Origin of the sequence: Acinetobacter sp. YH12094, from assembly GCF_013419295.1 — a bacterium.
Lineage (GTDB): Bacteria > Pseudomonadota > Gammaproteobacteria > Pseudomonadales > Moraxellaceae > Acinetobacter > Acinetobacter amyesii.
This window is the reverse complement of sequence record NZ_VPAK01000011.1, coordinates 25,093-49,627: the sequence shown is the minus strand read 5'-3', so window position 1 is coordinate 49,627 and position 24,535 is coordinate 25,093. Positions and strand designations below refer to the sequence as shown.

Genomic DNA, 24,535 nt, shown 5'->3' with positions numbered 1-24,535 from the left:
AAAAACATGGATCAATTTATGCTTTGTCCTCTACGGGAGGGGTATAGCTTCACGCCGGGTAATAATGTGCGTGAACAAAAAACAGAGGGGGGTATGCCTCGGCAAGTGATTAAATTTGTTGGGGCAATTCATTCAGTTTCTGCCGCTGTGTACTTGAAAGACCCTCGAGAACGTCAATATTTCTGGGCATTCTGGCGGATCAATCAGACTAAAATTTGGCGATGGAATCTGACTTTGGATAACGGAATTAAAGAAGATTGCTTGTGTCAATTCTCAGCTGAAAGCGTGCCACAAGAAAATATGGTGGGCAATATTGGGCGGCAAGTGATTATCAATATTTATGTTATCCCAATTAAACGCGATCCAGCTTTTGATCGAACAATCATAGATTTGTGGCAATCGGGATTAATCAATAATTTGAGTGATATTGAGAAAATTCCGAATGTCTGGTTGCCCGATGCTGTGGGGGTTTAAATGGAAATTACTGCTGAAATGTCGTCCTTGCTGGATCAGTCTGCTGGGCCGACAGGATTGATCGAATGCATTGAAATTTCACATTCGAAATGGCCAACTGTTTTGCGTTATGTCATTAACTCTAGTGAGCAGATGATTTTGACACATGAAAATGGCCAATCATATGAATACGTCTACGCACCGATCAGCATCACCCGTTCTTCAGAAGAAGATACTCTTGAGCAAGAACTCAGTTTCAGTCTTGGTGATGTTGGTGAGACAGTACCGGCACTGATCGACCTGATTATCCACGATGAAGAGATTGAATTGCCGCTGGTGTCATATAGGGCCTATTTAATTGGTCAATATGATTCCCCAATCTTTGTTGCACGTGACCTTGAACTTGAAAATGTGACGCGCGATTGGAAAGGCACGCAAGGCGATTCCAAAGCACCAGGGTTAAATGATTCAGGAAATGGCGAGGTGTATTCCGCATCGACTGACCCGAGTTTAATAGGATTTTACTGATGATTAATCGCTTATTTCACTGTGAATACAATCCGCAAAATTATCACTGTGTCCATTTTGTGATTGAAGCAGCTCGGGTGATTTATAGCAAAGATTATTCTGCAAGCTTTATTGGTCTGACGGGTTCGCTGGATGAAACAGTGAAAACTTCACGTTCAACTATGATCAAAAATAAGCGTATAGATCGGCCAATTGAGGGCTGTATCGTCCTGATGTCATACCACAACGAAAGCTCGCATGTCGGGCTTTTTTATCGCCAGCGGATTTTTCATTTATCCGAAAAAGGCGTGCAACGAATCACGTTAGAACAAGCAAAACCAATGTTTAAAAGGATGCGTTTTTATGAGCCAAATTTGCATTATTAAGAATGCTTTGGATCAAACAGAGCAAGAGATTATGCAATCTGAAAATGCATTAAAAGCCTTTTTAGATGTTAGATCAAAGCACCCACACGCACGAATATATCGCGGGAATCCATGTCCTGAAAATGACATCACACCATCGCAACAGGACAAAGCTAGTATTGCGCGGCTACTTGAAACAAATGAAGTTCTAACAATTGTTTGTCATCCGGGCGATATTATTTCCGCTGTGAACTATGCCGTCGCTAAAATCTTCGGTGAAGCGGTCCAGTACTTCGTTAAAACACCTAAATTTGACAATGGCAGTAAATCTTCTGGATCTAGCAATAACAACTTATCGAATCCGGAAAATAAGCAGCGTATTAAAGAGCGTATTCCTTATATTATCGGCCGTGTTAAAGCGATTCCAGATCTACTGGCACCAGCACTTCGCTACTTCAAAGAAGGTGTTGAGGTTGAAGAGCTGTTGATGTGCTTGTGCGAAAATCCTGTACAAGTATCAAATTTCAAAGAAGGCGATACACCGGTTGCGGAGATTCCAGGTAAATCAGTCACTGCATATGACTTAAATCAATCCATTGTCGGAGCTGAAAACATTTACAAAATTGGCGATAGCTTTACTGATGCGCCAGTTGTAGCGAAACAAAACAGCTCAGTGAATGGTCAGACTTTGCTACCACCAAACAGCACCCGATTTGAGCGCTCTGACGTATATTTTGTTTACCCAAACCAAATCAAAACGCTTAACAATACGTCTGATTTTGAAAAGTTTGTTGTGAATGAATTGGTGACAATTGAAGGGGCGAATTTTGGTATTGCAGATTTAGCCATCACCGGCTCAGTCAATATTAACTATCTAACCCAAACACTTGAAATTAGCTCGAATCAAACTGCAGTTAATTTTCAGGATTTTCGCAAGATCAATATCACCGCCATGCTGATTGTTGACCCAATTAACGGGCAGCTTGATCTGGCCGGCTTATATGATGTTGAAAGTATTTCGCATAGCGCAGGCGTGTACTCAATCAAGCTGCTGAACGCGACCAGCACAAATACAAATTTTGCCAATTTAACTGAAAATGCAGTAACGAATTTGAGTGCAAATTTAACAGCCAATACTGCAAACATCTTTTTAGATGGCACGTACACGATCACGGGTATTGATAAAGCCAACCGCTTGATGACACTTGCGACACCGAGCACAACAAATCCGGATTGGAATAAATTAGCTGATCTGGCGGGGCAGCAAACCCCAACATCACGTATTAAGCTGCGAGGCAATCAGGAGAATTATATTGGTTGGTTTACGATTGATTCACCTCAAGCAAAAGGGTTGTTGTTAAATTTTAAAGCAGGCAATGGCATCTATCAGGGCTCGTCTGCAAAAACAGTCAGCATTGAAGCTGAGTATCAGCAAGTTGTGAATAACGTACCAACCGGGCAGATTTATCGTAGAAGTATCACACTTACGGGTAAGTCAAATAACCGGGATGCCGTAGGCGCGTCAATGTGGATTGATTTGCCATTCTCTGGTGCTGTGCGGTTTCGTGTGCGTCGAACCAATGATAATGGTGATTCTGCTGAATTAATGGATGAAACCAAATTTTATCAAGCTTATGCATATCATTATCTTGAAAAACTGGTGTATTCAAATCGTATTATTGTGCGTGCAAGAACAGTGGCCACAGCGAATGCGACAAGCCAAGATTCGCGGCAGCTTAACTGCATTGCTGAAAGTCTGGTGTATTCATATCGTGGTGGGGTTAAATCTGCTGAACGTATTGCTTCACGCAATATTGCAGATACCACGATTGATTTGGCTCTGCATCCGAAAATCGGGCGGCGATTTGAATCTGAAATTGATTTTGATCGTATTTATCAAGTTGTGGATGATCTGTTTGCGTATTTCGGATCTGAACGTATGACTGAATTTAATTATACGCTTGATAACACAAACACTTCGTTTGAAGAGATTATGCGCATGATTTCAGCAGTCACATGTACGCATGATCGTCGTGTAAATCGAAAGATTTATTATGATCTGGAAAGTGCTGAAAATGAGCCGCTAATACTATTCAATCATCGCAACAAGAAACCTGAAACTGAGGTCCGTTCTCATAACTTTCGTGTTGAAAATCGGCATGACGGCGTAGAGCTGACGTATATCGATTCAGATGAAGGCTGGATTGAAAAGACGCTAAAAATTCCAAATGAAGCGATCAACAATCCGAAGAAAATCGAAGGCACTGGCATTGTTTACAAGCAGCAAGCGCATATTGTTGCTTGGCGGGCGTGGAATAAGCTCAAGTTTAGTCGTGTGACTGCGCGCTTCACCGCGTACTGCGAGAGTGACTTAGCATTTCGTGGTGACTGCATCTTGAATACCGATGACACTCGACTCGGCAATTGCACCAGTGGTGAAGTGTTGAATTGGAATAATCTTTCTATTGAAGTTTCCCAACCCTTTGAATTGTTGCCAAATCAGCTATATGTGATTCATCTACAGCTGAAAAGCGGTGTCATTGATGTGATGAAAATCACTCAGGGTGAAGACGAGTTTCACTTTGTACTTGAACATCCACCAATGGAAGCTCTGGTCACAACTGGGCAGGTTAAAACAGTGTATTCAGTCACGACCGATGATAGACAGAATGAGCAAAAGTTTCTTGTATCAAGCAAGAAGCCAATGGATGTGTTTGAGAATGAAGTAAGCGCAATCAATTTTGATGAGCGTTATTATCGAAATGACAAAGACATCATAAGTAATTTGATTTAAATAATTTTCAACTTATGCCCGCGATTATGCGGGCTTTTTTATGGAAAAAATTATGGCTGAGATGATCCCCGCTCAAGTGCATCAAGACATTGAAGATATCGGCAAAGCGGTCAATACAGATGCAATTATTACTCCACGCTATGGAGCACCATTTAAATCAATTCCAATGATTGAGCGTGAAGCTTTCGCTGATATTGTGGATTTGCGTGCAAAAAAAGCTGACCAAACCTATGTTGATGAAGCGATCGGGGCCATCAGTACAGACGCATCTAAGCAGTACGCAACATTAGCTTTAGCAGAGGCGGATATTACTAATATTGCACTCAATAAGAATGTGTTTATTAGTGAAGCTGTGAACGGTGGCTATTGGTACAAGGCGACAGCAGGGGCGACGAGTTTAACTAAGAGCCCTTATGATCCGTTGGTGCAAGCGAAGAAAACAGCGGATTTAGTAAAACTGAAAGCTAACAACGATACAGATAATTTATTGTCAACAATTTTCTTTAGAACAGAAAACATGCTTAATTTAAGCGCTGTTACTAGCGGCACTTTAGGTGAAGATGGTGTCACACCTACGCCAAGTCCATTGTATTGGGTTAGCGATTTTATACCCGTCACAGTTGGTAAAATTTATAATCGCACACGTAATAATCATAACGTATATGCTTATGACAGCAATAAAAATCCTGTGATTGTGAGCAATTCAAAACCTTATTGGACTACAACTTTTAATTCAACAGCGATACCCGAAGGCGTTGCATATATTCGTTGCGTTGTTGGTGGAAGTAATATAAATCCTACATCTGATGTAAATCAAAGGATGATGCTTGTTGAAAGCGGTGTAGATACATCAACTTATATTCCATATTTTAAATTGAGAAATTTGACAGACTACGTAAAGCCAGAAGATGTTTTCTCACGCACAAGTAATTTATTTAATAAATTAACGGTCATCGCTGGGTTTTTTGGTGACGACGGAAAAACGTGGGAAGCTTATTCACGGTTTACATCAGATTATATATCTGTCACAGCCGGTAAAATTTATAAACGATCTACAGCTGGCTCACTTAACTATGTTTATGCGTATGATGCAAATAAACAGCCTGTAGTTGTAAATGCTGATAAACCATTTTGGATGAATACATTTGACACAGTTACCATACCTGAAGGTGTTGCTTATATTCGCTGCATTGTTTCAAGCAGTCAACTTGATTCGTTTATGCTCGTTGAAAGCGGTGTGGATACATCAACATATATCCCATACTACAAAGTTAATATGAATTTACTTGATGATGTGTTGCTAAAAGATGAATTTTTAGTGCGCACAAAAAATCTAGTAGATTCATCAAAAACAGTAGATGGGTACTACGGAGAAGGTGGTTTAGTTTTCGTCTCGGGTACTTATTGCACTACCGATTTCATTCCTGTTGAAGTGGGTAAGACTTATAAGCGTAGCCCACTGACCGCATTTTATGCATATGCATATGACTCAAATAAACAACCTGTTGAGGTGCGCACAGGAAAAAAATACTGGCAGACTGAGCTTGAAACAACTCCAATTCCGGAGGGTGTTTCTTATATTCGCTGTGTTCATCCGCCAGTGAATAAAGATACGTTCATGGTTGCGGAATCTAGTGTCGATACATCATCGTATATTCCGTATTATGCAGTTTCCCCAAAATATTTGCAGACGAGTAACAAACAATCGGTTGAGTCTAAGAATTTACAGAAATGTAAAGATCTTGGATTTGTAGATAATCAGTTATTTAATACAGATTATTCGCACATCATTTTTTACGGTCAATCTCTTAGTAATGGGCATGAAGCAGCAGAAGCCTTAACAACAGCAGCTATTGATGGTTGTTATATGCTTGGCAACTCAGTATGGTCAAATTTAGGTAATAACGGTGCAAATACGCTCACACCTTTAGTCGCAGCAACAAATGCAACTCATGGTGAAAGTTCTATTGTTTCTGCTACTAACGTGCTTAAAAAACTGCTTGAGAAAAATCGTATCGACTCTAAGTTGATTGCTACAAATACTGGGGAATCAGGAAAAACTATTGAGCAATTATCAAAAGAAAGTACCAACGGAACTAACTTTTATACAGCGAATTTTGTCAAAGCATTGAACCAAGCAAAAACTACAGTTGACGGATTATCTAAAACAATTAGTTGTCCTGCGATTGTATTTATGCAGGGTGAATATAACTATACCAATTTAACTGGTACGGGTTTGACACCGGGTTCAAATGCTACAAATGATAAGGCTGCATATAAAGCGTTATTGCTAACACTTAAAAATAATATGCAAGCTGAAGTCATGGCTAAATACGGTCAGACTAAGAAACCTTTGTTTTTCTTATGTCAGGTAGGCGGTACATATATCAATTTAAATCAGATGCCAATCAATATGGCACAAGTTGAGTTTGCAGATGAGAATGATGACGTGATTTTACTTAATCCGACCTATGGTGTGCCGGATTATAGCGGAGGGCATTTATCTTCGAATGGTTATCGTTGGTATGGTGAGCTCGTTGCTAAACAACTATACAAATCGCTGCTAAAGCATGAATGTAGTTCAACTGTACGAGCAAAAGAGTTTGAGTTAATAGATTCAACACTCGTTATTCACTGTGAAGTACCTAACGCGCCTCTTGTTATCGATGCGTACACTACTCAAGCAGCAGCAAGCTCGGGGTTTCGTGTAATTGACGACACAGGCGAAATCGTAATTAATAGTGTTCGAATTGTGGGAGGTACGTCTATCGCTCTGTCGCTCGGACGAAAGCCGACAACCAACGTATATGTGACTTATGCAGGTGTTGGGAGATCTGGCAATGGTAATATCCGCGATTCAGACGAATGGAATCCAATGTATGTGTATACAGATGAAACAGCGTATTCAAAAAAGCCAACGTATACGCCAAAGTTATCAGATGGGGTAACGCCGATCTATAACAGAAAGTATCCACTTCATAATTGGTTGGTTGCTTTCTATCATCAACTGAACTAAAGAAAGGTGATCTATGAAAAACCTTCAAGCAGTTGCCGAAGCGCTCATATGGCTCGGCACGCCCTACCATCACCAAGGGCGAGTTAAAGGTGTGGGTGTGGATCAGTACTAATGCAAACTTTGATCCTGATTCGACAGCAGCTCGTTGGACAGGTAATGAAAATGCTTGCACGATTACTGGCTTGCAATCAACAGCGATATATTGTGTGCGTGTTGCTGCGCGAGATGTGTGGAAGCCAACTTCGTGGAACTATTCAACACGAATCACACAGGCAACTGCTGAAGCATAATCTATAGACCACTAACAGCACCTTAAGGTGCTTTTTTATTGCCAAAAATCAGGGGGGCGCAATGCCAAATGACTACACAACCGATCCACCAGTAGCAACAGCAGGGCAGCTTCTTGCCATCTCAGACAAGATTAATGATCTTGTAAAAAGTATGGATAAGCTCGCTGAAATGCCCCAAAAGCTCGACCGTATGAATATGCAGTTAGAGCAACTCAACAAAGAGCATCAACAGACACGAAATGACTTAACTCAAACTCGCGACAATCTGCAAGAAGATTTAGACCGAGTAAAGTCAAACTTTAAAAGTGAGATTAAGCAGCTCAGAAATGAAGTTGAGCCAAGATTTAAGGAGGTGGATTCACAGATCAGAGTGCTACATGAAAGTAAAACCAAAATAGATAGCATTACCAACCTTGTGCGCTTTGGGGGCATTTTCTTAGCAGGTTTATTCGTCGTCGCTTGGAATACTCAGACGAGCAAAACAGACACAGTAAATACTCAAGCTACGACCAACGCTCAAAGCATTCAGGTTCTTGAAAAGCAATCTGACCAACTCTTAAGAACGGTTGAAGAAATCCGCAACAAAATTTATGAACGAAATATGAGAGAGGAAAAATGAAATTCATCCCCGAAAATGTTTGGAAATATTTATCTGTAAAGCTCCCAATTATCGGAGCTTTTTTATTGGGTGTGCTTCCTGTTTTAATTCAAGAGGGTATTAATACACAGCTTATCCCTGCTGAATACCATGCTATTTTGCTTTCAATTGTATTGCCTGCATTGGCATACATCGGTCGTAAGATTGCACAGCCCAAAACACAAACATTAGGCTTCGCCACAATCACAGCAGGGCATAGCAATACAGATCCGGGTGCAGTCAACGGCAAATATAAAGAAGCTGAATTGGTCGTCAATTTCCGCAATGCAGTGACTCATTATTTACGTGAAGCTGGATTGCAGGTCAAGACCGATGGTACTGGCACTAAGAATGACCCATTGTCCGCTGCGGTAAAGTTGATTCAGGGCTCAAGTGTTGCGGTTGAATTCCACATGAATGCTGCTGCATCGAAACAAGCAAATGGAATTGAAACGATTGCACTACCAAAAGACAAGAAGTTGGCTCAAGACTTATCCAAAGCTGTAGCAGATGCATTAGGCGGTCGCTTACGTGGTGATAATGGTTGGATTGATCAGTCTAAATCTGCACGTGGTCGCTTGGCATACGTGAATGCGGGTGGCTTGATTGTAGAGCTTGGATTTATTTCGAATGATGCAGAACTCGCTGCATTTAACTCAAAGTATTGGTCCGCAGCAAAAGCTGTAGCGCAAGTAATTATTGAACATGAAAAAGCCCTCAAGTGAGGGCTTTTTATTTATCAAGTTGCTTTTAATTTTGAGATTAATCCCCTTTCGAATTTATCAATTTTTTCTATGGTTTCGGTAATCATTTTTGACAAATCATTAAAGCTGAAGACTTCTTCGCAAGAGTTTTTATCTTTAGTGCTAAAACCTACAGGTCTATCAAGAACCCTTTTTAAAGAGCTTCTGGCGATAGTTTCACTCTGGTCTAAACCATAATAACTATATGCTTTGGGAGGGAAAATCTCAATTTTCCTTCTTAACGTTGCTTGATTTTCAACAATAGAGTCAAAGTATTTTTTATACTCATTGATAATGAGAATATAAAAGATTTCGCAATAAATATAATGGTGATTAATTCGCGCAAATTCATCAAACATAGTCTCATCAATAAACCGAATATTTTTAACTATTTCAAAAAACCTTTTCTGTAAATCCTCTTTATCATAAACTAGCAATTCTTCGTTAAATATTAAAAATTCATTAATTTTATTTAAAGTGTGAAGATTATCTTGCATCGTATTGAGTTTAAATTTTACTTGAGACAAAACACCCACTGCCTCTAAGACTTGCTCCTTGGTTGTTGTGTGATTTGCTGGATCCCTCCAATCATTAAATAATAGAGTCGCAATATAAGCTGCAGTAAGAGTTGCTGCTCCACCAAAAAAACCTATCGATACTGAAAATGACTTATCCAATACCTCGGAAAATCCAAGGTTCGTTTGAGAATAAAAAGTAAAAGCCAAAGCAAACATTGGAAAAATAATTAAGAAGCTGAGGAAAATTACCGTTTGGACCTTATCTTTTATGCTTTTCGCATTACTATCACTCACTAACAATCTCCACACCTTCCCAAAATTCGCCTTTCTTTTTAGCTAAGAAAATATCAGCATCTCGTTTACTCATAAAATATTTGGCTTTCTCATAATCGCTGGTCCAGCACCAACCAGATTGATCTACAAAATTCACTTCTGATAATTCCCAATAATCCAAATCATCTTCTTGTTTTACATAGGAGAGGTACTTTTTATTTTTCTTCATGACGATCATAGATTCACCTCACCAACTATCAACCATATCAGCCCAATCTTGCATCATTTTTCTACGCTCTTCTAAATTTTGAGCGTGATTATATGTGCCACGAACTGCATTTTTATCTACATGCGCAAGCTGCAATTCTATCCATTCTGAGCTATATCCGGCCTCATGAAGCAATGTTGATGCTGTAGCTCGAAAGTCGTGTGCTGTGAACTCAAAACCCATAGATCCAAGCGCTCGATTTATGGTGGTTTTGTTCATTATTTTTGATTTATTAAAGACTGAGCAAAACACATATTCATCATTTGATTGTAGTTTTTGACTCTCTAAGATTTTAAAAATTTGATCGCTAATTGGCACCAAATGAGTTCTGTTCATTTTGATGTTTCGCTCACCTTGATCCAGCTGTTCTTTTGTTGCTGGTGGTATGGTGATTAATCTATTTTCAAGATCAACCCATTCCCAGCGCAAGCGACAAACTTCAATCGATCGCATCATTGAATACAATAAAAGGAGTATGGAATTTTTAACCATTTCAGTAGATCGACTGTTTTTTAGCGCACTATTAAAACGTGATTTTTCATCACTCGTTAAAGGTCTAGCGGTTTGCTTTGGAGGGCGCTCAACAGTTTGGCCAAGTGATATTGCTGGATTACTTTCGCAGCGCAGATTGGCGATAGCGTAGTTAAAGATCGAATTCACAAGTTGGCGATTTCGAATAGCCGTGCTTTCGCCAGTACCATGATTCATCTGCTTAGATACACGCTTAATCGTATCTTTCTGCATTCTGAGCACATCATGCGGAGTGATTGTTTTTAAATCTTTACTGCCAAATGCAGGAAATAAATCACGCGCAAAAGCTTTCTCTACGGTAAGCCTAAACGATTCAGACCTTTTATTTTTCTTTACTTCATACCATTCAAGGGCAATATCCTTAAATGTAGATTCTGACTTAAGTTTGGCTTGCTCCTTTTCCTCAATTCGATATTTGGCAGGATCAATATTCTGATCCAACAGTGTTTTTTGATCTATGGTTTTTTGACGGGCAGTAGCCAGACTTACAACAGGGTATTCACCGAGACTTAACATTGATGCTTTCCCGAGAAAACGATAACGAAAACGCCAGTGCTTTGATCCATTCGGACGCACTTCAATACATAGTCCAGAATGATCTGCCATTCTGTACATTTTATCTCTTGGTTTTAATTGTTTGATCTTGGTATCATTTAGCATAGGTTGTGAGTAACGAAGTGTCGAAAGCTTGTTACTCACAATCTTACTCACATATCCATTTAATGCAATCAGACAATAATTTACGGCAGTTAATGTAAGAGGGTGTGCTGAGTAAGGCTAAGTATTTTATTTTTATAACAATTTATAATATTTAACAAATCTGATTCTTTTCGATCATCAAAAGCATGAGCGTATTAACCTTTGAAATTTATGCACTTAAATGTGCTTTGAATAGTCCGAAATGATTCTAAATAGTTGTATATTGACCCAAATATCGTGTGGATATTTTAAATAGAAAAATAGTGAAATATTTAGAATGCAGCCAATCATAGCAAATATTATTCAATTTCTGCTGAACAATTTCGCCAAAGTTCATCGCAACTGAAATCATTTCAATAAATTTTCGACTTATAAATTTGGGATTTAATTTGAACAAGACATTAGGCTGAATTTAAGTGGGTAAAATATGTTCAATTGATATTTTAAAAAGATCTGCTTGATGTCGTTAAAAATAGCAATTCAGGCTCTAGATGGAAAAATATGAACCGTTTTGAAGCAAAATCACCAAAATGGAGCACAATTAATGTAAAGGTAAATTGATCAAAATTAAAACAAAATGGTTAAATTAACGTCGAAAAATGGGTGCTTTACGGGCTCAAAAAATCTAAATATCGATCATGAATATAGTGATTACGCTGATTTTTTTCCATCTATAACTAGCTAAGCCATTAGTTTCTATCGTATTTAAATTCGACCTTAAAGCTTTGATAAAATCTCAATGATTTTATCGTTGAAAGCGATTAATCATTTTGGTGCAAAACCAAGTTGCACTATTTTGATACACCTGCGAGAAGTTTTTAAACAAAAGTGATGAAGAGTGGCTGAATATGGTGCATTTACTGTTACACACAGTATAATAGTCGAAAAGCAAGGAGTTAAAATCTTCTATTCTGATAAGGAATTCAATATTTTAGCTTGGCTTTTAAAAGTTGGTACGGTAATTGCTTAATAACTACCAACTACTAACACGCACTTCAGTGTGCACAAAAAAATCATCGGAGCAAAATGAGCATGGCGAACAAGGTCCTTCAACTCATCCAAGAAAGTGGCGCAAAATGGGTCGATTTTCGCTTTACTGATACTAAGGGTAAAGAACAACACGTAACTTACCCAGCAGATTCAATCGACGAAGATACGTTTGAAGATGGCAAAATGTTTGATGGTTCTTCAATTGCTGGTTGGAAAGGCATTGAAGCATCTGACATGATCTTACGTCCAGATGCAGAAACTTGTTTTATCGACCCGTTCTTTGCAGAAGCTACAGTTGTTGTGACTTGTGATGTTATCGAACCTTCAACTGGTCAAGGTTATGAACGTGACCCACGCTCTATTGCTCGCCGTGCGGAAGAATACCTAAAATCAACTGGTATCGGTGATACTGCTTATTTTGGTCCAGAACCAGAATTCTTCGTATTTGACGAAGTAAAATGGGACATCGATATGTCTGGCGCGCGCCACACATTAATCGCTGAAGAAGCTGCTTGGTCTACTGGTAAAGATTACGAAGCGGGTAACTCTGGTCACCGTCCACGTGTGAAAGGTGGTTACTTCCCAGTTCCTCCTGTAGATTCTTCACAAGATATGCGTGCAGACATGTGTGCAAAAATTGAAGAAATCATGGGTCCAGGTCGTGTAGAAGTACATCACCACGAAGTTGCGTCTTGCCAGTTAGAAATTGGTGTGAGCTTCAATACAATGGTTCGTAAAGCTGACGAAGTACAACAGTTCAAATATGCTGTTTGGAACGTTGCGCACCAATACGCTAAAACTGCAACTTTTATGCCTAAACCAATGGTAGGCGACAACGGTTCTGGTATGCACGTTCACATGTCGATCTCTAAAGATGGCAAGAATCTGTTTGCTGGTGATGAATATGCAGGCCTTTCAGAAATGGCATTGTACTTCATCGGTGGTGTGATCAAACACGCTCGTTCATTGAACGCAATCACAAACCCATCAACTAACTCGTACAAACGTTTAGTTCCACATTTCGAAGCGCCGATTATGCTTGCTTACTCAGCACGTAACCGTTCAGCTTCTATCCGTATTCCTTATGTTTCTAGCCCTAAAGGCAAACGTATCGAAGCACGTTTCCCAGATCCAATGATGAACCCGTACTTAGGTTTCGCTGCACTTCTTATGGCTGGTCTTGACGGTATTCAAAACAAGATCCACCCAGGTGAAGCTGCTGACAAGAACTTGTACGACCTTCCTCCTGAAGAAGAAGCTAAAATCCCTACAGTGGCTCATAGCTTAGATATGGCGCTTGAAGCTCTTGCAGCTGACCATGATTACCTTCTTAAAGGTGGCGTGTTCACTAAAGAAATGCTTGATGCCTACATCGAACTTAAAACTGACGAAGTTCGTCGTCTTAACACGACAACTCACCCAGTTGAATTCGACATGTACTACAGCTTGTAATTCTGTACAGAATTGCACTGTAAAAAGACCCGCCTTGTGCGGGTTTTTTTATGAGATGGGTTAAGATAATGCAAAGAGTTGAATGAATATCTAAACATGGCAAAACCACGTAAAAAACATACCGGTTTTTTTCCTTGGATTGATCCAGCGGATCAAGCAAAGGGATTTAAACTCAACTTCTCAGAAGTGACTTATTTGGAAGTGGGGCGGACCGTTGAAGGTTATAAGCAGGCTGAATTTGTCGAACTGAAAAACCCAGAGCTAGCATTGGAATTTGATTACCCAGAAAGTTTTTATATTACGACCGAAGGGCTGGTTCTGATTAAAACGCCGCAAGGCAAGTTTGAAGCCATTGCCAAGACAGATAACTTTTAATTCCACACTAAAAAAATTGAACTGAAAAAATGACCTGCAACACAACAGGTCATTTTTATTGAATATCTAGAAATTTGCCAAACGTTATTGCAAACCATGCTGTTTTAGATTATCGATTTCATAAGGCGCATCTTCGGCGGGGTAGCGTAAGTTTTCGAATCCTTTTGTTTTGGCAATCGACCAAATCACACTTTCACCCGCAGGGATGTTTTGGCTGTGCTGCGTATATAAGGGATCTTGCAGGGCGTCTGCTGCTGAAATAAAAGTCCAGCCATGCTGCTGAAAAGCAGTAATGACATCCTTTAAAAATGCGGCATTAATAGCATTCACATGTAAAAGTAAAACATGCTGTGGTGAACGATTTATGGTGAGCTGGGCAAGTTGGTCATAATAATCTGCTCGGTGAAGCAGGTGAGCAATATATGCTTGTTTCAGACGTTCTAATTTGTCCTGATCTTGCTGTTTGGCATAGTCGAGATATTTTTGGTTATAAAACCAGTCACTGGCATCTATACTGACTCCGCCAATGCGGTATTTATGCTGTGCTAGCCATAGATAGACAGCATCACGCTTTTTAGCGCTATTACCTTCTTTTAAAAAAGGATACCGGTAAATACGTGTGTAATTTGGCAGCGTTTTTAGCACTGTATCCGCCTGTTCAATGCTGTGCAGATAATCTTTTAATGTGACATTTTCTTTATTCAGGTTTTGGTGCAGTGCACTATGATTGCCAATCAGATGGCCGGATTGTCCCCACGCTTGAATTAGTTGCTTACCTTGATAATCACCAATTTTAATCAGGCTCGGAAAAACAATACTTTTGATTTTTTGATCATGCAGATGCTTTAAAATTTGGGCATTGATTTGTTCCGCTTGTGCGTTAAACGCTGGATTTAATCCATCATCAAAACTGAGCGCAATCGATTTTGCTTGAGCCGTGATATTGGCACAAAGTAAAACGAAAAAAATAAAAACATGTAGCGGGTAAAATGGAAACATTATGCTTGTGTAATTTAGTGGTTATCCAAGACATCATACTGTGTATGTGAGGTTTGTGTTGATTGCATATGTAATGAAGTGCTTAAGCTGTTTTGGTTTTGCTCATTTTACTGAAAACAAGCTATTGGTCATGAAAAACGATGTTGAGTTAGTTACACTAGGGATTCGCTATACTCAGCAAATGGTTAAAGGGAAATGAAATATGCAGCGTCAAGCATGCGAAATGCGGGATAAAAGAATGTCTCCTGAATTAAGAACATGGTTGTATGCTTCGGGTTCATTAACCCAACAATTAACAGATTTTGCCCAAGGTGTATTTAAAGTTGAGCCGAGTATTGAGCAATTTCAACGTATGACGCTTCAAGATGCACGGTGGCTACAAATGCCAATACAGCACACAGCTTGGGTACGTGAAAGTTATTTATATGGCTGTGAAGCTGAGCCGTGGGTCAAGGCAAAAAGTATATTTCCAATCCTTAGCATACAAGGACGTGCGCGGATTTTTCAGCATATTGGTAAAAAACCGATCGGACATTTTTTATTTCAGCGTACCAATCCGAAGTGTGAGCGGCGTGTACTGTGGCTAGACGATGGTTGGACACGTCAGAGCTGTTATACTTGGCATGGTTGTAAATTTATAGTTCAGGAAACTTTTTTAGCGAGTTTTGAGCAATATTTGCAGAAATAACATTACCAGATGAAGGACAGTCATGGCCGTGGTGCAACAGATTACTTGGCAGCAGCGTTTAGAAGCTTATTACTATTTATGTCGCTTCGATAAGCCAATTGGCACGGAACTGGTTTTTTGGCCAACCATGTGGGCACTGTGGATTGCCAATCAAGGAACACCGCAATTCAGTATTTTGATTCCCATGATTTTGGGCACGATATTTATGCGTGCAGCAGGTTGTGCGATTAATGACTTTGCTGACCGTAAAGTCGATGGTGCTGTGGAAAGAACCAAGCATCGTCCTTTAGCCACTGGGGTGATTAGTGCTAAAGAAGCCATATATGTGTTCTTGATCTTGGTGCTTGCTAGCGCATGTATGTTGTTCTTTTTACCGATAGAAACTTTTTATTGGTCCTTTGGTGCATTGTTTTTAGCGTTCATTTATCCCTTTATGAAACGCTACACGCATCTGCCACAAGTATTTTTAGGCGCGGCATTTTCATGGTCGATTCCTATGGCCTATACCGCTGTGGGGCAAACACCTGATTTGACTTGCTGTTTATTGTACTTTGGTAATTTGGCGTGGACGGTTGCGTATGATACACAATATGCTATTACTGACCGTGAATATGATTTGAAAATTGGCGTGAAATCGACTGCGATTTTATTTGGTAAATACGATATTGAAATCATTTCATTATTGCAGGTGCTTAGTATTGTATTGATTGCTATTGCGCTGTATTTAGAAGATCTCTTGATGCCATTCGGTTTGGTCGCGTTATTGGCTGTGGCTGCCGATTTTATTTACCAGTGGACTAAAACCAAAGGCCGTGATCCGCAGTTATGTTTTTGGGCGTTTCGCCATAACCGTTGGGTAGGGTTTATGATTTTTATTGGAATTGTTATGGCATTGGCTCTTTAATGTCATTGATCTGAAACTTTTTAAAATAAACTAAAGCATCCTATTCGGGTGCTTTTTTTTATGCATTAATAAAAAGGCATGTAGTTTCATGTTTAAAGAATAATGATTAAAAAGGATATTTTATGAAACGTTCAAAAATAGCATTGGCTTTGACAGTTGCAGTTTCTATGCTGTCTTTAACCGCGTGTAATGACGATGATAATGACTCATCATCTTCGAATCAAAAATCAACATTTGTGTCTGAAGCAAATTATGCTTTCAATACAGTAGACAATACATCGTCCATTAAAGTCATGACCTATAACATGACTAATGTACAGGGGGAAGCAGCGACTGCAACAGCCTTGGTATTATTTCCAAAAGCTACACAACCTAAAGATGGGTATCGCGTTGTGGTGTGGGAGCATGGAACAGTTGGAGCAGGAGATGAGTGTGCGCCAAGTAAAAATGTAATTCATCCACGTTTTAAAATTCTAGCCAACACGCTTATGGCGGCAGGTTATGTAATTGTGGCACCAGACTATGAGGGTTTAGGAACCAAGGGAGTTCATCCATACCTTAATTTATCAAGTGCGGCAAATTCGGCGCTTGCTGCAGTTAAAGCGGCAAAAGAACATTATGGTAAGCAACTCAATGGTCAGTGGATGTCGATTGGTCAATCGCAAGGTGGTCATGCATCCTTAGGGACGGCGGAATTTGCTAATACCGATACTAACTATAAAGGTGCAGTAGCAGCCGCACCTGCGTCGAGTTTAGGCACGATTATTAAGATTTACTTAGATCCAAAACTAAATGTAGATGCAAATGGTCAACCTAAAGCCCATGGATTGAATAGATTGGATGAACAGTTGGCACAAGTGCGTTATGCACTTAGTATGGGGCAGCTTTCTGAGGTTCAAGCACAGGCGTTAATTGATCAAATTGCAGATGGCTATGCTGAGCTTTTGGCATATGCTGCATTGACCAGTTCGGGTATTAAAGCCTATGAGCCAAATTATGATTTAAAAAATATTTTTACTGCTGATGCTGGTGTTATTGCAGAAAAAGCCTATGGACGTACAGGAGATGACGGTGCATGTTTAAGTTATGCTGATCCAAATGGCGCAAATGGTTTGCAAGAACAGTTTAAAGCAGCTGTGATTGAATTTTTAAAGGATCCAACGCATACAGTTTCACAGTATGGAATTGATCTGAATAAAATTGATACTGATCCTGTTGTTCAGAAATTTTTAAATGATAATCAGCCAGCGACAAATGCAACTGCTGCCAAAGTAATTAAAGCGCCTGTGTATATTATTCAAGGTGCAAATGATCAGGCAGTTATTCCTGTGGTTACGCAAGCGCTATTTGCAAATATGAAAACACAAGCGAAGAAGTATTTCCCAGATGCAAATTATGCTGAAGGTTATCAATTAGACGTTGTGCCAAGTGCAAGTCATACACAGGCGATTATCTGTAGAAATGCGCAAGCGGTCGAATTTATTCAAGCTAAAATGTCTGCAGGTACAGGTATTGTCTTAACCAATGAGCAAAAAGATGCAAGCCAAAGTCCACATTGTAAGGGGGTCGCTGCTTCAAGCTAAGTTTTTTCAATAATAAAAAAAGGAGCATGTCTCCTTTTTTTTTGCATATTGGATTATTAATCATTCAATCCTTGAAAATGAGGGGCACAGTTAGTTTGAGCAAAGAATGTTATGAAGACTTGAGCGAATTTTGTTTTTTGCTATATTGGGCGTCGAATTATTTATGTATATGAAAGAATAGTTATGTCTGAAGTTAAGCCAAAACCCAATACCAAAAAGATGATCATTCTGATGGCACTTGGGCTATTGATTCCTATATTTTTGGTCAGTATGGCTTTTCTTGCAGTCAATAGTGATGCCAAAAACCAAGAAAAATATAAGCAACAACAAGCTGAAATGATTGAGCGTATTAAAGCAAAAGAAGCACAAGATGAGGCTTTGGCTGCTGAGGCTGACCAAGCAGTATCAGAAGTGCTGGCAGCTCAAGAGTCAAATGCTCAATAAAATTCTGCTTACGTTATGGATGTGAATGCAATGCGCATTCACTCAATGTTCGATTGTACTTTACGTATTTAACAACTATTTATTTACATCATGCCTGAGTGTGTGAACTGTTGGAATACTGGTATAGCGGATTACACGGTAGCCAGCTTCTTCAAGCATTGCATCACGTTCAGCATCTTCTTGCTCTTTGCCTATATGACTAGGGTCATCCAGTTCGATAATCACAAGCACATTATAAGTTTGGTCAAGTATGACAAAATCAGTGACTTTTCGATTAAATCTATTTCTGATTTTATAATTTTGATTGGTGATCAGTGCGCTAAACGCCACTTGGGCTAAAATGTGGTAGTCCGGAAATGCTTCATTTAAACGATGAAACATCTTACTTTCAAAGACAGTGATTACACGACGTGGGAAAAACTTTTGTTTGCTTCTAAACAGTCTGGGAAAGACTAAGCAGACAAGGGCAAAAGTTGCCAAGCAACCAATAATAAAAAATGTAAACTGACTGAGATCTGGCACGGAATAAACTACATATATGAAAAAAGCCCACGTCATGAGGCGTGGGCTTTTTAGAATTTGGCTCTCCAACCTGGGCTCGAACCAGGGACCTGCGGATTAACAGTCCGTCGCTCTACCGACTGAGCTATTGGAGAATCTGCACGCATTCTATGGGGCAAATGCAGTGAGGTCAAGTCAGAATTGCAAAAAATAAGGAAATTTAGGCTGAATGTATTAAATATAAACACCTTTAATATAAAGCGTTTTTAAAACTTAAGCTCTGACTATTCTTTCTAATGTGGTCGGAGAGCTAAGTGAATAGCTTAGGTCATAGAGCAAGTTATACTTATCTTAAAACAAAAGTCAGAGCATAAAAAAGCCCACGACATAATGCGTGGGCTTTTAGAATTTGGCTCTCCAACCTGGGCTCGAACCAGGGACCTGCGGATTAACAGTCCGTCGCTCTACCGACTGAGCTATTGGAGAATCTGAAGTGGATTCTAAAGATGTATGGGAGGGTGGTCAAGCCTGATTTAAATAAAATACTTAAAAATCAAATTAAGTGTTTTAAAAATAGCCGAATCAGACAACTTGGTACATATACGGATACTTTTTAGGATAGCAAAAACAAAAAAGTAGGTATGCTTTGTTAAATATCAGGCAATAAAAAACCCACTTCGCAATGAGTGGGCTTTTTAGAATCTGGCTCTTCCACCTGGGCTCGAACCAGGGACCTGCGGATTAACAGTCCGTCGCTCTACCGACTGAGCTATGGAAGAATAGATGGCTCTCCAACCTGGGCTCGAACCAGGGACCTGCGGATTAACAGTCCGTCGCTCTACCGACTGAGCTATTGGAGAATCTGATGCGCATTTTAGGGATGAATTTTAAAGTGGTCAAGCAGATTTGATGAAATGACTATTTGAATGTTTTTTTATTGTTCAAGTCTAGAAATTTTTTCTTAAATAGCGGTTATTTTTGAAGTTTTTTATATCATCTAGGTTGCTGATTTGCTTTATCGTCAAATTTTGTAGATTTAAATTTTTAAGCGTAGTTATGCGTTTCTCTTGATCTACAGGAATTATAATTTGGAATAATAAATATATTTCTAAAATTTGATGGTTTGCGAAGGTATCTAAATGAAATTTAGAAAAAGACATAACAGGTTTAATGGTGTTTTGGAGTAGATTAAAAAGATTTTGATTGTGTTTGAATACAATCCTTAATAAATATTCATTACCGACAGGTAATAGTTTGTAGTGACTTTTTGTGTTGTTAATGGATATGCTTTCTATTTGATCATAGTTAAACTGAATTTTCATTATATAAAGTTGAATTATACAATGACTTTCGAAAAATCTAATTTGTGGCAGTCCATTTTTGATGATAAGTAAAATTAAGACGAATTCCATAATTGATAATCCAGTCAGTATTAGTGCTGAATTAATGCTATATTTAATAGATTCTTGAACATAAGAGTAACTCACATACTGGATTATAGTGATAAAGATAAACATCACTAATATTTTGGTATATTTTGCTTTTATGATTAGTAATGGCTCTTGATTCATTCTTTTGTGTAATATTGTTTGTTGTGGCAGTATGATATTTAAAGCATAAAAAATCACCCTAAAAGGGTGATTTTTTATGCTTTAAAATAAGTTTTAAAACTTATTTTTCAACGCCAGCAGCTTGACCTGCATATTTAGCGTTTGCATAGTCCCAGTTCACTAGGCTTTCTAAGAAAGTAGAGATGTATTTAGGACGAGCGTTACGGAAATCGATGTAGTAAGCATGTTCCCAAACGTCGATAGTCAACACTGCAACTTTACCGTGAGCAAGTGGAGTGTCAGCATTTGAAGTTTTAAGGATAGAAAGGTTACCGTTTACTTCGTCAGCAACTAACCAAGCCCAACCTGAACCGAACTGAGTTGCAGCAGCATTTGCAAATTCTTCAGCGAATTTTTCGTAAGAACCGAAAGCTTCGTCGATTTTAGCTGCTAAAGCGCCAGTAGCTTTACCGCCACCGTTTTTAGCCATACAGTTCCAGTAGAATGTGTGGTTCCATACTTGAGCTGCATTGTTGAAGATACCAGCTTTAGAAGCATCGCCTTTAACAGCAGTGATGATTTCTTCTAAAGTTTTGCCAGCAAGGTCAGTACCTTCAATTGCTTTGTTTAGATTAACCACATAAGTATTGTGGTGTTTGTCGTGATGGTATTCTAAAGTTTCTTTGCTGATGTGCGGAGCAAGATCTTCGTAACCGTAAGGTAACGCTGGTAAAGTAATCGTTGTCATGTTTTCAATTCCTTGCATTTTGCTGGGTTTTGACATTAAGTGCCGTTATTGTAATAGATTCTTGCAGTAAAATGCGCATTGCTTATAAATAACAATACAGAATAAAGCCTGAAAATATACGTATAAGGACTGAGCCAAAGACCAAGACGATTTAAATTAAATCGGGTTGTTTAATTCGAAATAACTATACTCAATATTGAACTGTTCTGAAATAGCTTTTGCGAGTCGTTGTACACCATATCTTTCAGTTGCATGATGTCCACATGCATAATAATGCACATTTAATTCTTCAGCTTCGTAAAAAGTACGTTCACTCACTTCACCTGAAATGTACGCATCACAATCTAATGCAGCGGCTTTGCCAATAAAGTCTTGTGCGCCACCCGTACACAAACCAATTTTTTGAATCGATGGTTTATCTGCCGGTAGGTGAATGGCATCAAATCCTAATTTTTCAGAAACGAAGTCTTTAAACGCCGCTGGAGTCATGGCTTGTTTTAAATAACCAACATTACCAATAGGATTGCGCTCAGTAGGATCTAAGGCTTCAATATTCTCTAATTCGAGCAAATCTGCTATCGCTGCATTATTACCTAAAATAGGGTGACTATCTAAAGGTAAGTGATAGCCAACTAATGAAATATCTTTTTTGATCAGGGTTTTGATGCGTTTGCCACGCATACCTGTGATTGGGTAAGCTTCACCTTTCCAAAAATAACCATGGTGTACCAATAGCAAATCAGCTTTTGCTGCTATCGCGGCTTCAATCGCTGTTTGTGATGCGGTAACTGCGCATAAAATTTTATGCACTTCTGCTGAGCCTTCAATTTGCAAGCCGTTGGGAGCATAGTCCTTAAATTCATGTGCTTTGAGTGTGCTGTCACACCATTGAATAATTTCACTTAACTGAGCCATATACTGTCCAAAATCTCAAAAAGATGCATCAAAATTTACGATTGTTTAAATTGTAACTAAAGAATCACAAATCTCTGTGTTTATTTTTAAGTTTGTTGAAAATATTACATTACAATACGATATAAATTATTTAGCCATCAATGAATTATAAAATTTAGAGGATATAGACGTGCGTCGGACCTTTACATGGTTACCTTGGGTATTATTAATACTTGTGATCATCGGTTTCTTTACATGGCAACAGGTTCAAAAACCTAAAGCACCCATTGCCCCAGATGGGGTTAAAATGCCTGCAGAAAAGGTTGAGCCCCTCATTGATACGTCGCGTACAGGCGGTGTAGTTTCGTATAGTGCTGCGGTAAAAGTTGCTGCGCCAGCGGTTGTCAATATTTTCACTACGCAAAAAGTGAAACAATTGGATCATCCTTTATTAAATGATCCGGTTTACCGTGAGTTTTTTGGTAATCAACTTCCAGATCAAACCAATCAAAACGAAAATAGTTTAGGTTCAGGTGTGATTGTTCGTCCAGATGGCTATATTTTGACGAATAACCACGTGATCGCACAGGCCGATCAGATCGTTGTGGCTTTACATGATGGTCGTCGTGCTGAAGCGAAAGTTGTGGGTACAGACCCAGATACAGACCTAGCTGTGATTAAGATTGAAATGAGTCAATTACCGGTTTTGCCATTTAAGCTAAGTGGCAATGAAGTCGGTGATGTCGTCCTAGCGATTGGTAACCCTTTTGGCGTGGGTCAGACGGTTACGCAAGGGATTATCTCAGCTACAGGTCGTTCAGATTTGGGAATCAACACTTACGAAGACTTTATTCAAACAGATGCTGCGATCAACCCCGGCAACTCTGGTGGTGCTTTAATTGATGTTGCAGGGAACTTAATTGGTGTAAATACCGCGATCTTCTCGCAGTCAGGTGGCTCTTTGGGGATTGGTTTTGCCATTCCTGCAAAAGTATGTCAACAAGTATTGAACGCTATTTTAAAAGATGGGCGAGTGGTTCGTGGTTGGTTAGGTATTAGTTTACTTCCAATTAAACAAGAAAATATTTTAGATCCACGGGTGAATGGTGTGATTGTCGCAGATGTCATTCGTAATGGGCCTGCAGCACAAGCAGGTTTAAAACGTGGTGATAAAATCATGAAAGTGAATAATGAGCTGATTACCTCGACTTCGCATTTAATCAACTACGTTGCACAACAAGCGCCATTGAGCACTATGCAAATTGACATTGAGCGAGACGGAAAGGCGATGACATTGCCGGTACAAGTGGGAGAGCGTAAACTGCAAACTCAAAACAGTGACTCGCAATATATTCCATTACCCCGCTAGCATAGAAAATCCCTCTTCATGAGGGATTTTTTTTGAGTTCCTTTTTTTGTATATCGCTTTGAAGAGCTTCGTTTGCGCCAAACAATGCGCTTTGAAATTGAAATATCAATTACAAAAATGCATTGCACGCTTTGCTGAATTTGGCTTAATTTATAAGCAATAATAATCAGATAAGCGTATAAGAATATGAGCTTTTTACCCGCTGAACATGCCAAAGTTTTATCCAGTCAAGCCAATTTAGATATCGCCTTATATAAGACACGTTTGGCTTTGCTGATTGAGGAAAATGCCAAACAGGGGAATACCGCCGTATTTACGGTTTTACCCAAGCATTTAGCTTTAGAAGAGATTCGAAGTTTATCTGCTGAGCTTACAGAATTGGGATATCAAGTTCGATTTGAAGTGAATGAATTCTTCTATAATTTTAATGTCTACTGGATTTGATTCGGGATTCACTGCATTTAAGGTCGTAAGTTAAAAACAAGATGAAACCCTTTAGAAAACCACGCTAAGCGTAGTTTTCTAAAACTGTTTTATAACGCAGTATCTTATTCAGATTTTTGATAGTCGTTAATGACTTCAAGCGCCGCACGAAAGGCTTCTTGAGTCGCTGGTGCACCACAATATGGCAAACTATGAAGTAATACTTCCTGAATTTCTTCTACAGTCGCCCCGTTATTTAAAGCACCTCGGACATGACCTTTGAGTTCTGTCGGACTTTTTTGTGCTGTTAAAAATGCAATAGTAATCAGTGAGCGATATTTACGGGGTAAAACGCCTTCACGCTGCCAAGTTGAACCCCATGCATGCTCATTAATCCAATCTTGCAAAGGTTGAGTAAATGGCACGGTATTGTCTTGAGCACGTTTAACGAAACTTTCACCCATAACTTCAGTACGAACTTTTAAGCCATTTTCATAATCTTGTTGTGACATGCAGCAAAC

24 protein-coding genes, 4 tRNA genes and 1 pseudogene are annotated in these 24,535 nt (G+C 39.2%); 16 read left to right on the top strand and 13 right to left on the bottom strand.

The window, feature by feature from the left end:
- Window positions 1-6: 6 nt before the first annotated feature.
- The 8 genes and pseudogenes from FTU34_RS09935 to FTU34_RS09900 all read left to right on the top strand — a co-directional run bounded on the left by FTU34_RS09935 (window position 7) and on the right by FTU34_RS09900 (window position 8,787).
- Entirely contained in the window at window positions 7-474 is a 468-nt protein-coding gene (locus tag FTU34_RS09935; protein WP_257226268.1) for a hypothetical protein, read from the top strand.
- Window positions 475-981, top strand: coding sequence for a DUF1833 family protein (locus tag FTU34_RS09930; RefSeq protein WP_180035605.1), 507 nt, complete (start codon window positions 475-477; stop codon window positions 979-981). It begins immediately after the preceding gene.
- On the top strand, window positions 978-1,346 hold the full coding sequence (locus FTU34_RS09925) for a hypothetical protein (protein WP_180035638.1): 369 nt from the start codon (window positions 978-980) through the stop codon (window positions 1,344-1,346). The genes FTU34_RS09930 and FTU34_RS09925 overlap by 4 nt, the downstream gene beginning before the upstream one ends.
- Window positions 1,324-4,119: a host specificity factor TipJ family phage tail protein gene (locus FTU34_RS09920; protein ID WP_180035606.1), complete on the top strand. Its 2,796-nt coding sequence runs from the start codon at window positions 1,324-1,326 to the stop codon at window positions 4,117-4,119. Before FTU34_RS09925 ends, FTU34_RS09920 begins: the two co-directional genes overlap by 23 nt.
- Before the next feature lie 52 nt (window positions 4,120-4,171).
- The gene (locus FTU34_RS09915) at window positions 4,172-7,135 is read left to right on the top strand and encodes a hypothetical protein (protein ID WP_180035607.1); all 2,964 of its coding nucleotides are present in this window, start codon (window positions 4,172-4,174) and stop codon (window positions 7,133-7,135) included.
- Between the two features lie 95 nt (window positions 7,136-7,230).
- A pseudogene (locus FTU34_RS09910) lies at window positions 7,231-7,425 on the top strand (hypothetical protein); the annotation flags it as partial.
- 61 nt (window positions 7,426-7,486) lie between these two features.
- Window positions 7,487-8,044 (top strand): hypothetical protein, encoded by a 558-nt coding sequence (locus FTU34_RS09905; protein WP_180035608.1) that lies wholly within the window; start codon window positions 7,487-7,489, stop codon window positions 8,042-8,044.
- Window positions 8,041-8,787 (top strand): N-acetylmuramoyl-L-alanine amidase, encoded by a 747-nt coding sequence (locus tag FTU34_RS09900; RefSeq protein WP_180035609.1) that lies wholly within the window; start codon window positions 8,041-8,043, stop codon window positions 8,785-8,787. Before FTU34_RS09905 ends, FTU34_RS09900 begins: the two co-directional genes overlap by 4 nt.
- A 14-nt stretch (window positions 8,788-8,801) precedes the next feature.
- Here FTU34_RS09900 and FTU34_RS09895 read toward each other — a convergent pair whose 3' ends face one another.
- Genes FTU34_RS09895 through FTU34_RS09885 form a run of 3 tightly spaced genes read right to left on the bottom strand, consistent with a single transcriptional unit; the run spans window position 8,802 to window position 11,055 of the window.
- Window positions 8,802-9,617 (bottom strand): hypothetical protein, encoded by an 816-nt coding sequence (locus FTU34_RS09895; protein WP_180035610.1) that lies wholly within the window; start codon window positions 9,615-9,617, stop codon window positions 8,802-8,804.
- Entirely contained in the window at window positions 9,610-9,834 is a 225-nt protein-coding gene (locus FTU34_RS09890; protein ID WP_180035611.1) for a hypothetical protein, read from the bottom strand. Before FTU34_RS09890 ends, FTU34_RS09895 begins: the two co-directional genes overlap by 8 nt.
- A 9-nt stretch (window positions 9,835-9,843) precedes the next feature.
- Window positions 9,844-11,055, bottom strand: a complete 1,212-nt coding sequence (locus FTU34_RS09885; RefSeq protein WP_180035639.1) for a tyrosine-type recombinase/integrase — start codon at window positions 11,053-11,055, stop codon at window positions 9,844-9,846.
- 1,065 nt (window positions 11,056-12,120) lie between these two features.
- On the opposite strand from FTU34_RS09885, the gene glnA reads away from it, so the two are divergent.
- Window positions 12,121-13,536 (top strand): type I glutamate--ammonia ligase, encoded by a 1,416-nt coding sequence (gene glnA / locus FTU34_RS09880; protein WP_180035612.1) that lies wholly within the window; start codon window positions 12,121-12,123, stop codon window positions 13,534-13,536.
- Between the two features lie 96 nt (window positions 13,537-13,632).
- Window positions 13,633-13,911 (top strand): hypothetical protein, encoded by a 279-nt coding sequence (locus tag FTU34_RS09875; protein ID WP_078191902.1) that lies wholly within the window; start codon window positions 13,633-13,635, stop codon window positions 13,909-13,911.
- Window positions 13,912-13,995: 84 nt separating this feature from the next.
- Here the strand turns inward: FTU34_RS09875 and FTU34_RS09870 are convergent, their stop codons facing one another.
- Complete coding sequence (locus FTU34_RS09870) at window positions 13,996-14,910, bottom strand: polysaccharide deacetylase family protein (RefSeq protein WP_180035613.1); 915 nt, start codon at window positions 14,908-14,910, stop codon at window positions 13,996-13,998.
- A gap of 202 nt (window positions 14,911-15,112) precedes the next feature.
- Here FTU34_RS09870 and FTU34_RS09865 point away from each other — a divergent pair, with 202 nt between their 5' ends.
- From FTU34_RS09865 to FTU34_RS09850, 4 genes are all read left to right on the top strand, one after another.
- Window positions 15,113-15,598, top strand: coding sequence for a chorismate lyase (locus FTU34_RS09865; RefSeq protein ID WP_111884531.1), 486 nt, complete (start codon window positions 15,113-15,115; stop codon window positions 15,596-15,598).
- A 22-nt stretch (window positions 15,599-15,620) separates the two neighbouring features.
- The gene (ubiA, locus tag FTU34_RS09860; RefSeq protein ID WP_180035614.1) at window positions 15,621-16,502 is read left to right on the top strand and encodes a 4-hydroxybenzoate octaprenyltransferase; all 882 of its coding nucleotides are present in this window, start codon (window positions 15,621-15,623) and stop codon (window positions 16,500-16,502) included.
- Between the two features lie 122 nt (window positions 16,503-16,624).
- Complete coding sequence (locus FTU34_RS09855; protein ID WP_180035615.1) at window positions 16,625-18,085, top strand: S9 family peptidase; 1,461 nt, start codon at window positions 16,625-16,627, stop codon at window positions 18,083-18,085.
- Window positions 18,086-18,268: 183 nt separating this feature from the next.
- Entirely contained in the window at window positions 18,269-18,529 is a 261-nt protein-coding gene (locus tag FTU34_RS09850; protein ID WP_168379169.1) for a hypothetical protein, read from the top strand.
- A 75-nt stretch (window positions 18,530-18,604) separates the two neighbouring features.
- Here the strand turns inward: FTU34_RS09850 and FTU34_RS09845 are convergent, their stop codons facing one another.
- From FTU34_RS09845 to FTU34_RS09810, 8 genes are all read right to left on the bottom strand, one after another.
- Window positions 18,605-19,087 carry a DUF2726 domain-containing protein gene (locus tag FTU34_RS09845; protein WP_218950067.1) on the bottom strand — a complete coding sequence of 161 codons (483 nt, stop codon included), beginning with the start codon at window positions 19,085-19,087 and terminating at the stop codon, window positions 18,605-18,607.
- 22 nt (window positions 19,088-19,109) lie between these two features.
- A tRNA-Asn gene (locus FTU34_RS09840) sits at window positions 19,110-19,185 on the bottom strand.
- 255 nt (window positions 19,186-19,440) lie between these two features.
- Window positions 19,441-19,516: transfer RNA gene (locus FTU34_RS09835), tRNA-Asn, on the bottom strand.
- Between the two features lie 217 nt (window positions 19,517-19,733).
- Window positions 19,734-19,809 (bottom strand) — tRNA-Asn (locus FTU34_RS09830).
- 5 nt (window positions 19,810-19,814) lie between these two features.
- A tRNA-Asn gene (locus tag FTU34_RS09825) sits at window positions 19,815-19,890 on the bottom strand.
- 87 nt (window positions 19,891-19,977) lie between these two features.
- Window positions 19,978-20,442, bottom strand: coding sequence for a hypothetical protein (locus tag FTU34_RS09820; protein WP_180035617.1), 465 nt, complete (start codon window positions 20,440-20,442; stop codon window positions 19,978-19,980).
- A gap of 259 nt (window positions 20,443-20,701) precedes the next feature.
- The gene (locus tag FTU34_RS09815) at window positions 20,702-21,328 is read right to left on the bottom strand and encodes a superoxide dismutase (RefSeq protein ID WP_078192384.1); all 627 of its coding nucleotides are present in this window, start codon (window positions 21,326-21,328) and stop codon (window positions 20,702-20,704) included.
- Window positions 21,329-21,484: 156 nt separating this feature from the next.
- On the bottom strand, window positions 21,485-22,243 hold the full coding sequence (locus FTU34_RS09810; RefSeq protein ID WP_180035618.1) for a Nif3-like dinuclear metal center hexameric protein: 759 nt from the start codon (window positions 22,241-22,243) through the stop codon (window positions 21,485-21,487).
- Between the two features lie 169 nt (window positions 22,244-22,412).
- Here FTU34_RS09810 and FTU34_RS09805 point away from each other — a divergent pair, with 169 nt between their 5' ends.
- Together FTU34_RS09805 and FTU34_RS09800 are read left to right on the top strand one after the other, a co-directional pair.
- Entirely contained in the window at window positions 22,413-23,591 is a 1,179-nt protein-coding gene (locus FTU34_RS09805) for a S1C family serine protease (RefSeq protein ID WP_180035619.1), read from the top strand.
- A gap of 186 nt (window positions 23,592-23,777) precedes the next feature.
- On the top strand, window positions 23,778-24,035 hold the full coding sequence (locus FTU34_RS09800; protein ID WP_078191893.1) for a hypothetical protein: 258 nt from the start codon (window positions 23,778-23,780) through the stop codon (window positions 24,033-24,035).
- A 104-nt stretch (window positions 24,036-24,139) separates the two neighbouring features.
- Here the strand turns inward: FTU34_RS09800 and FTU34_RS09795 are convergent, their stop codons facing one another.
- Window positions 24,140-24,526, bottom strand: coding sequence for a carboxymuconolactone decarboxylase family protein (locus FTU34_RS09795; protein ID WP_005008801.1), 387 nt, complete (start codon window positions 24,524-24,526; stop codon window positions 24,140-24,142).
- Window positions 24,527-24,535: the final 9 nt, after the last annotated feature.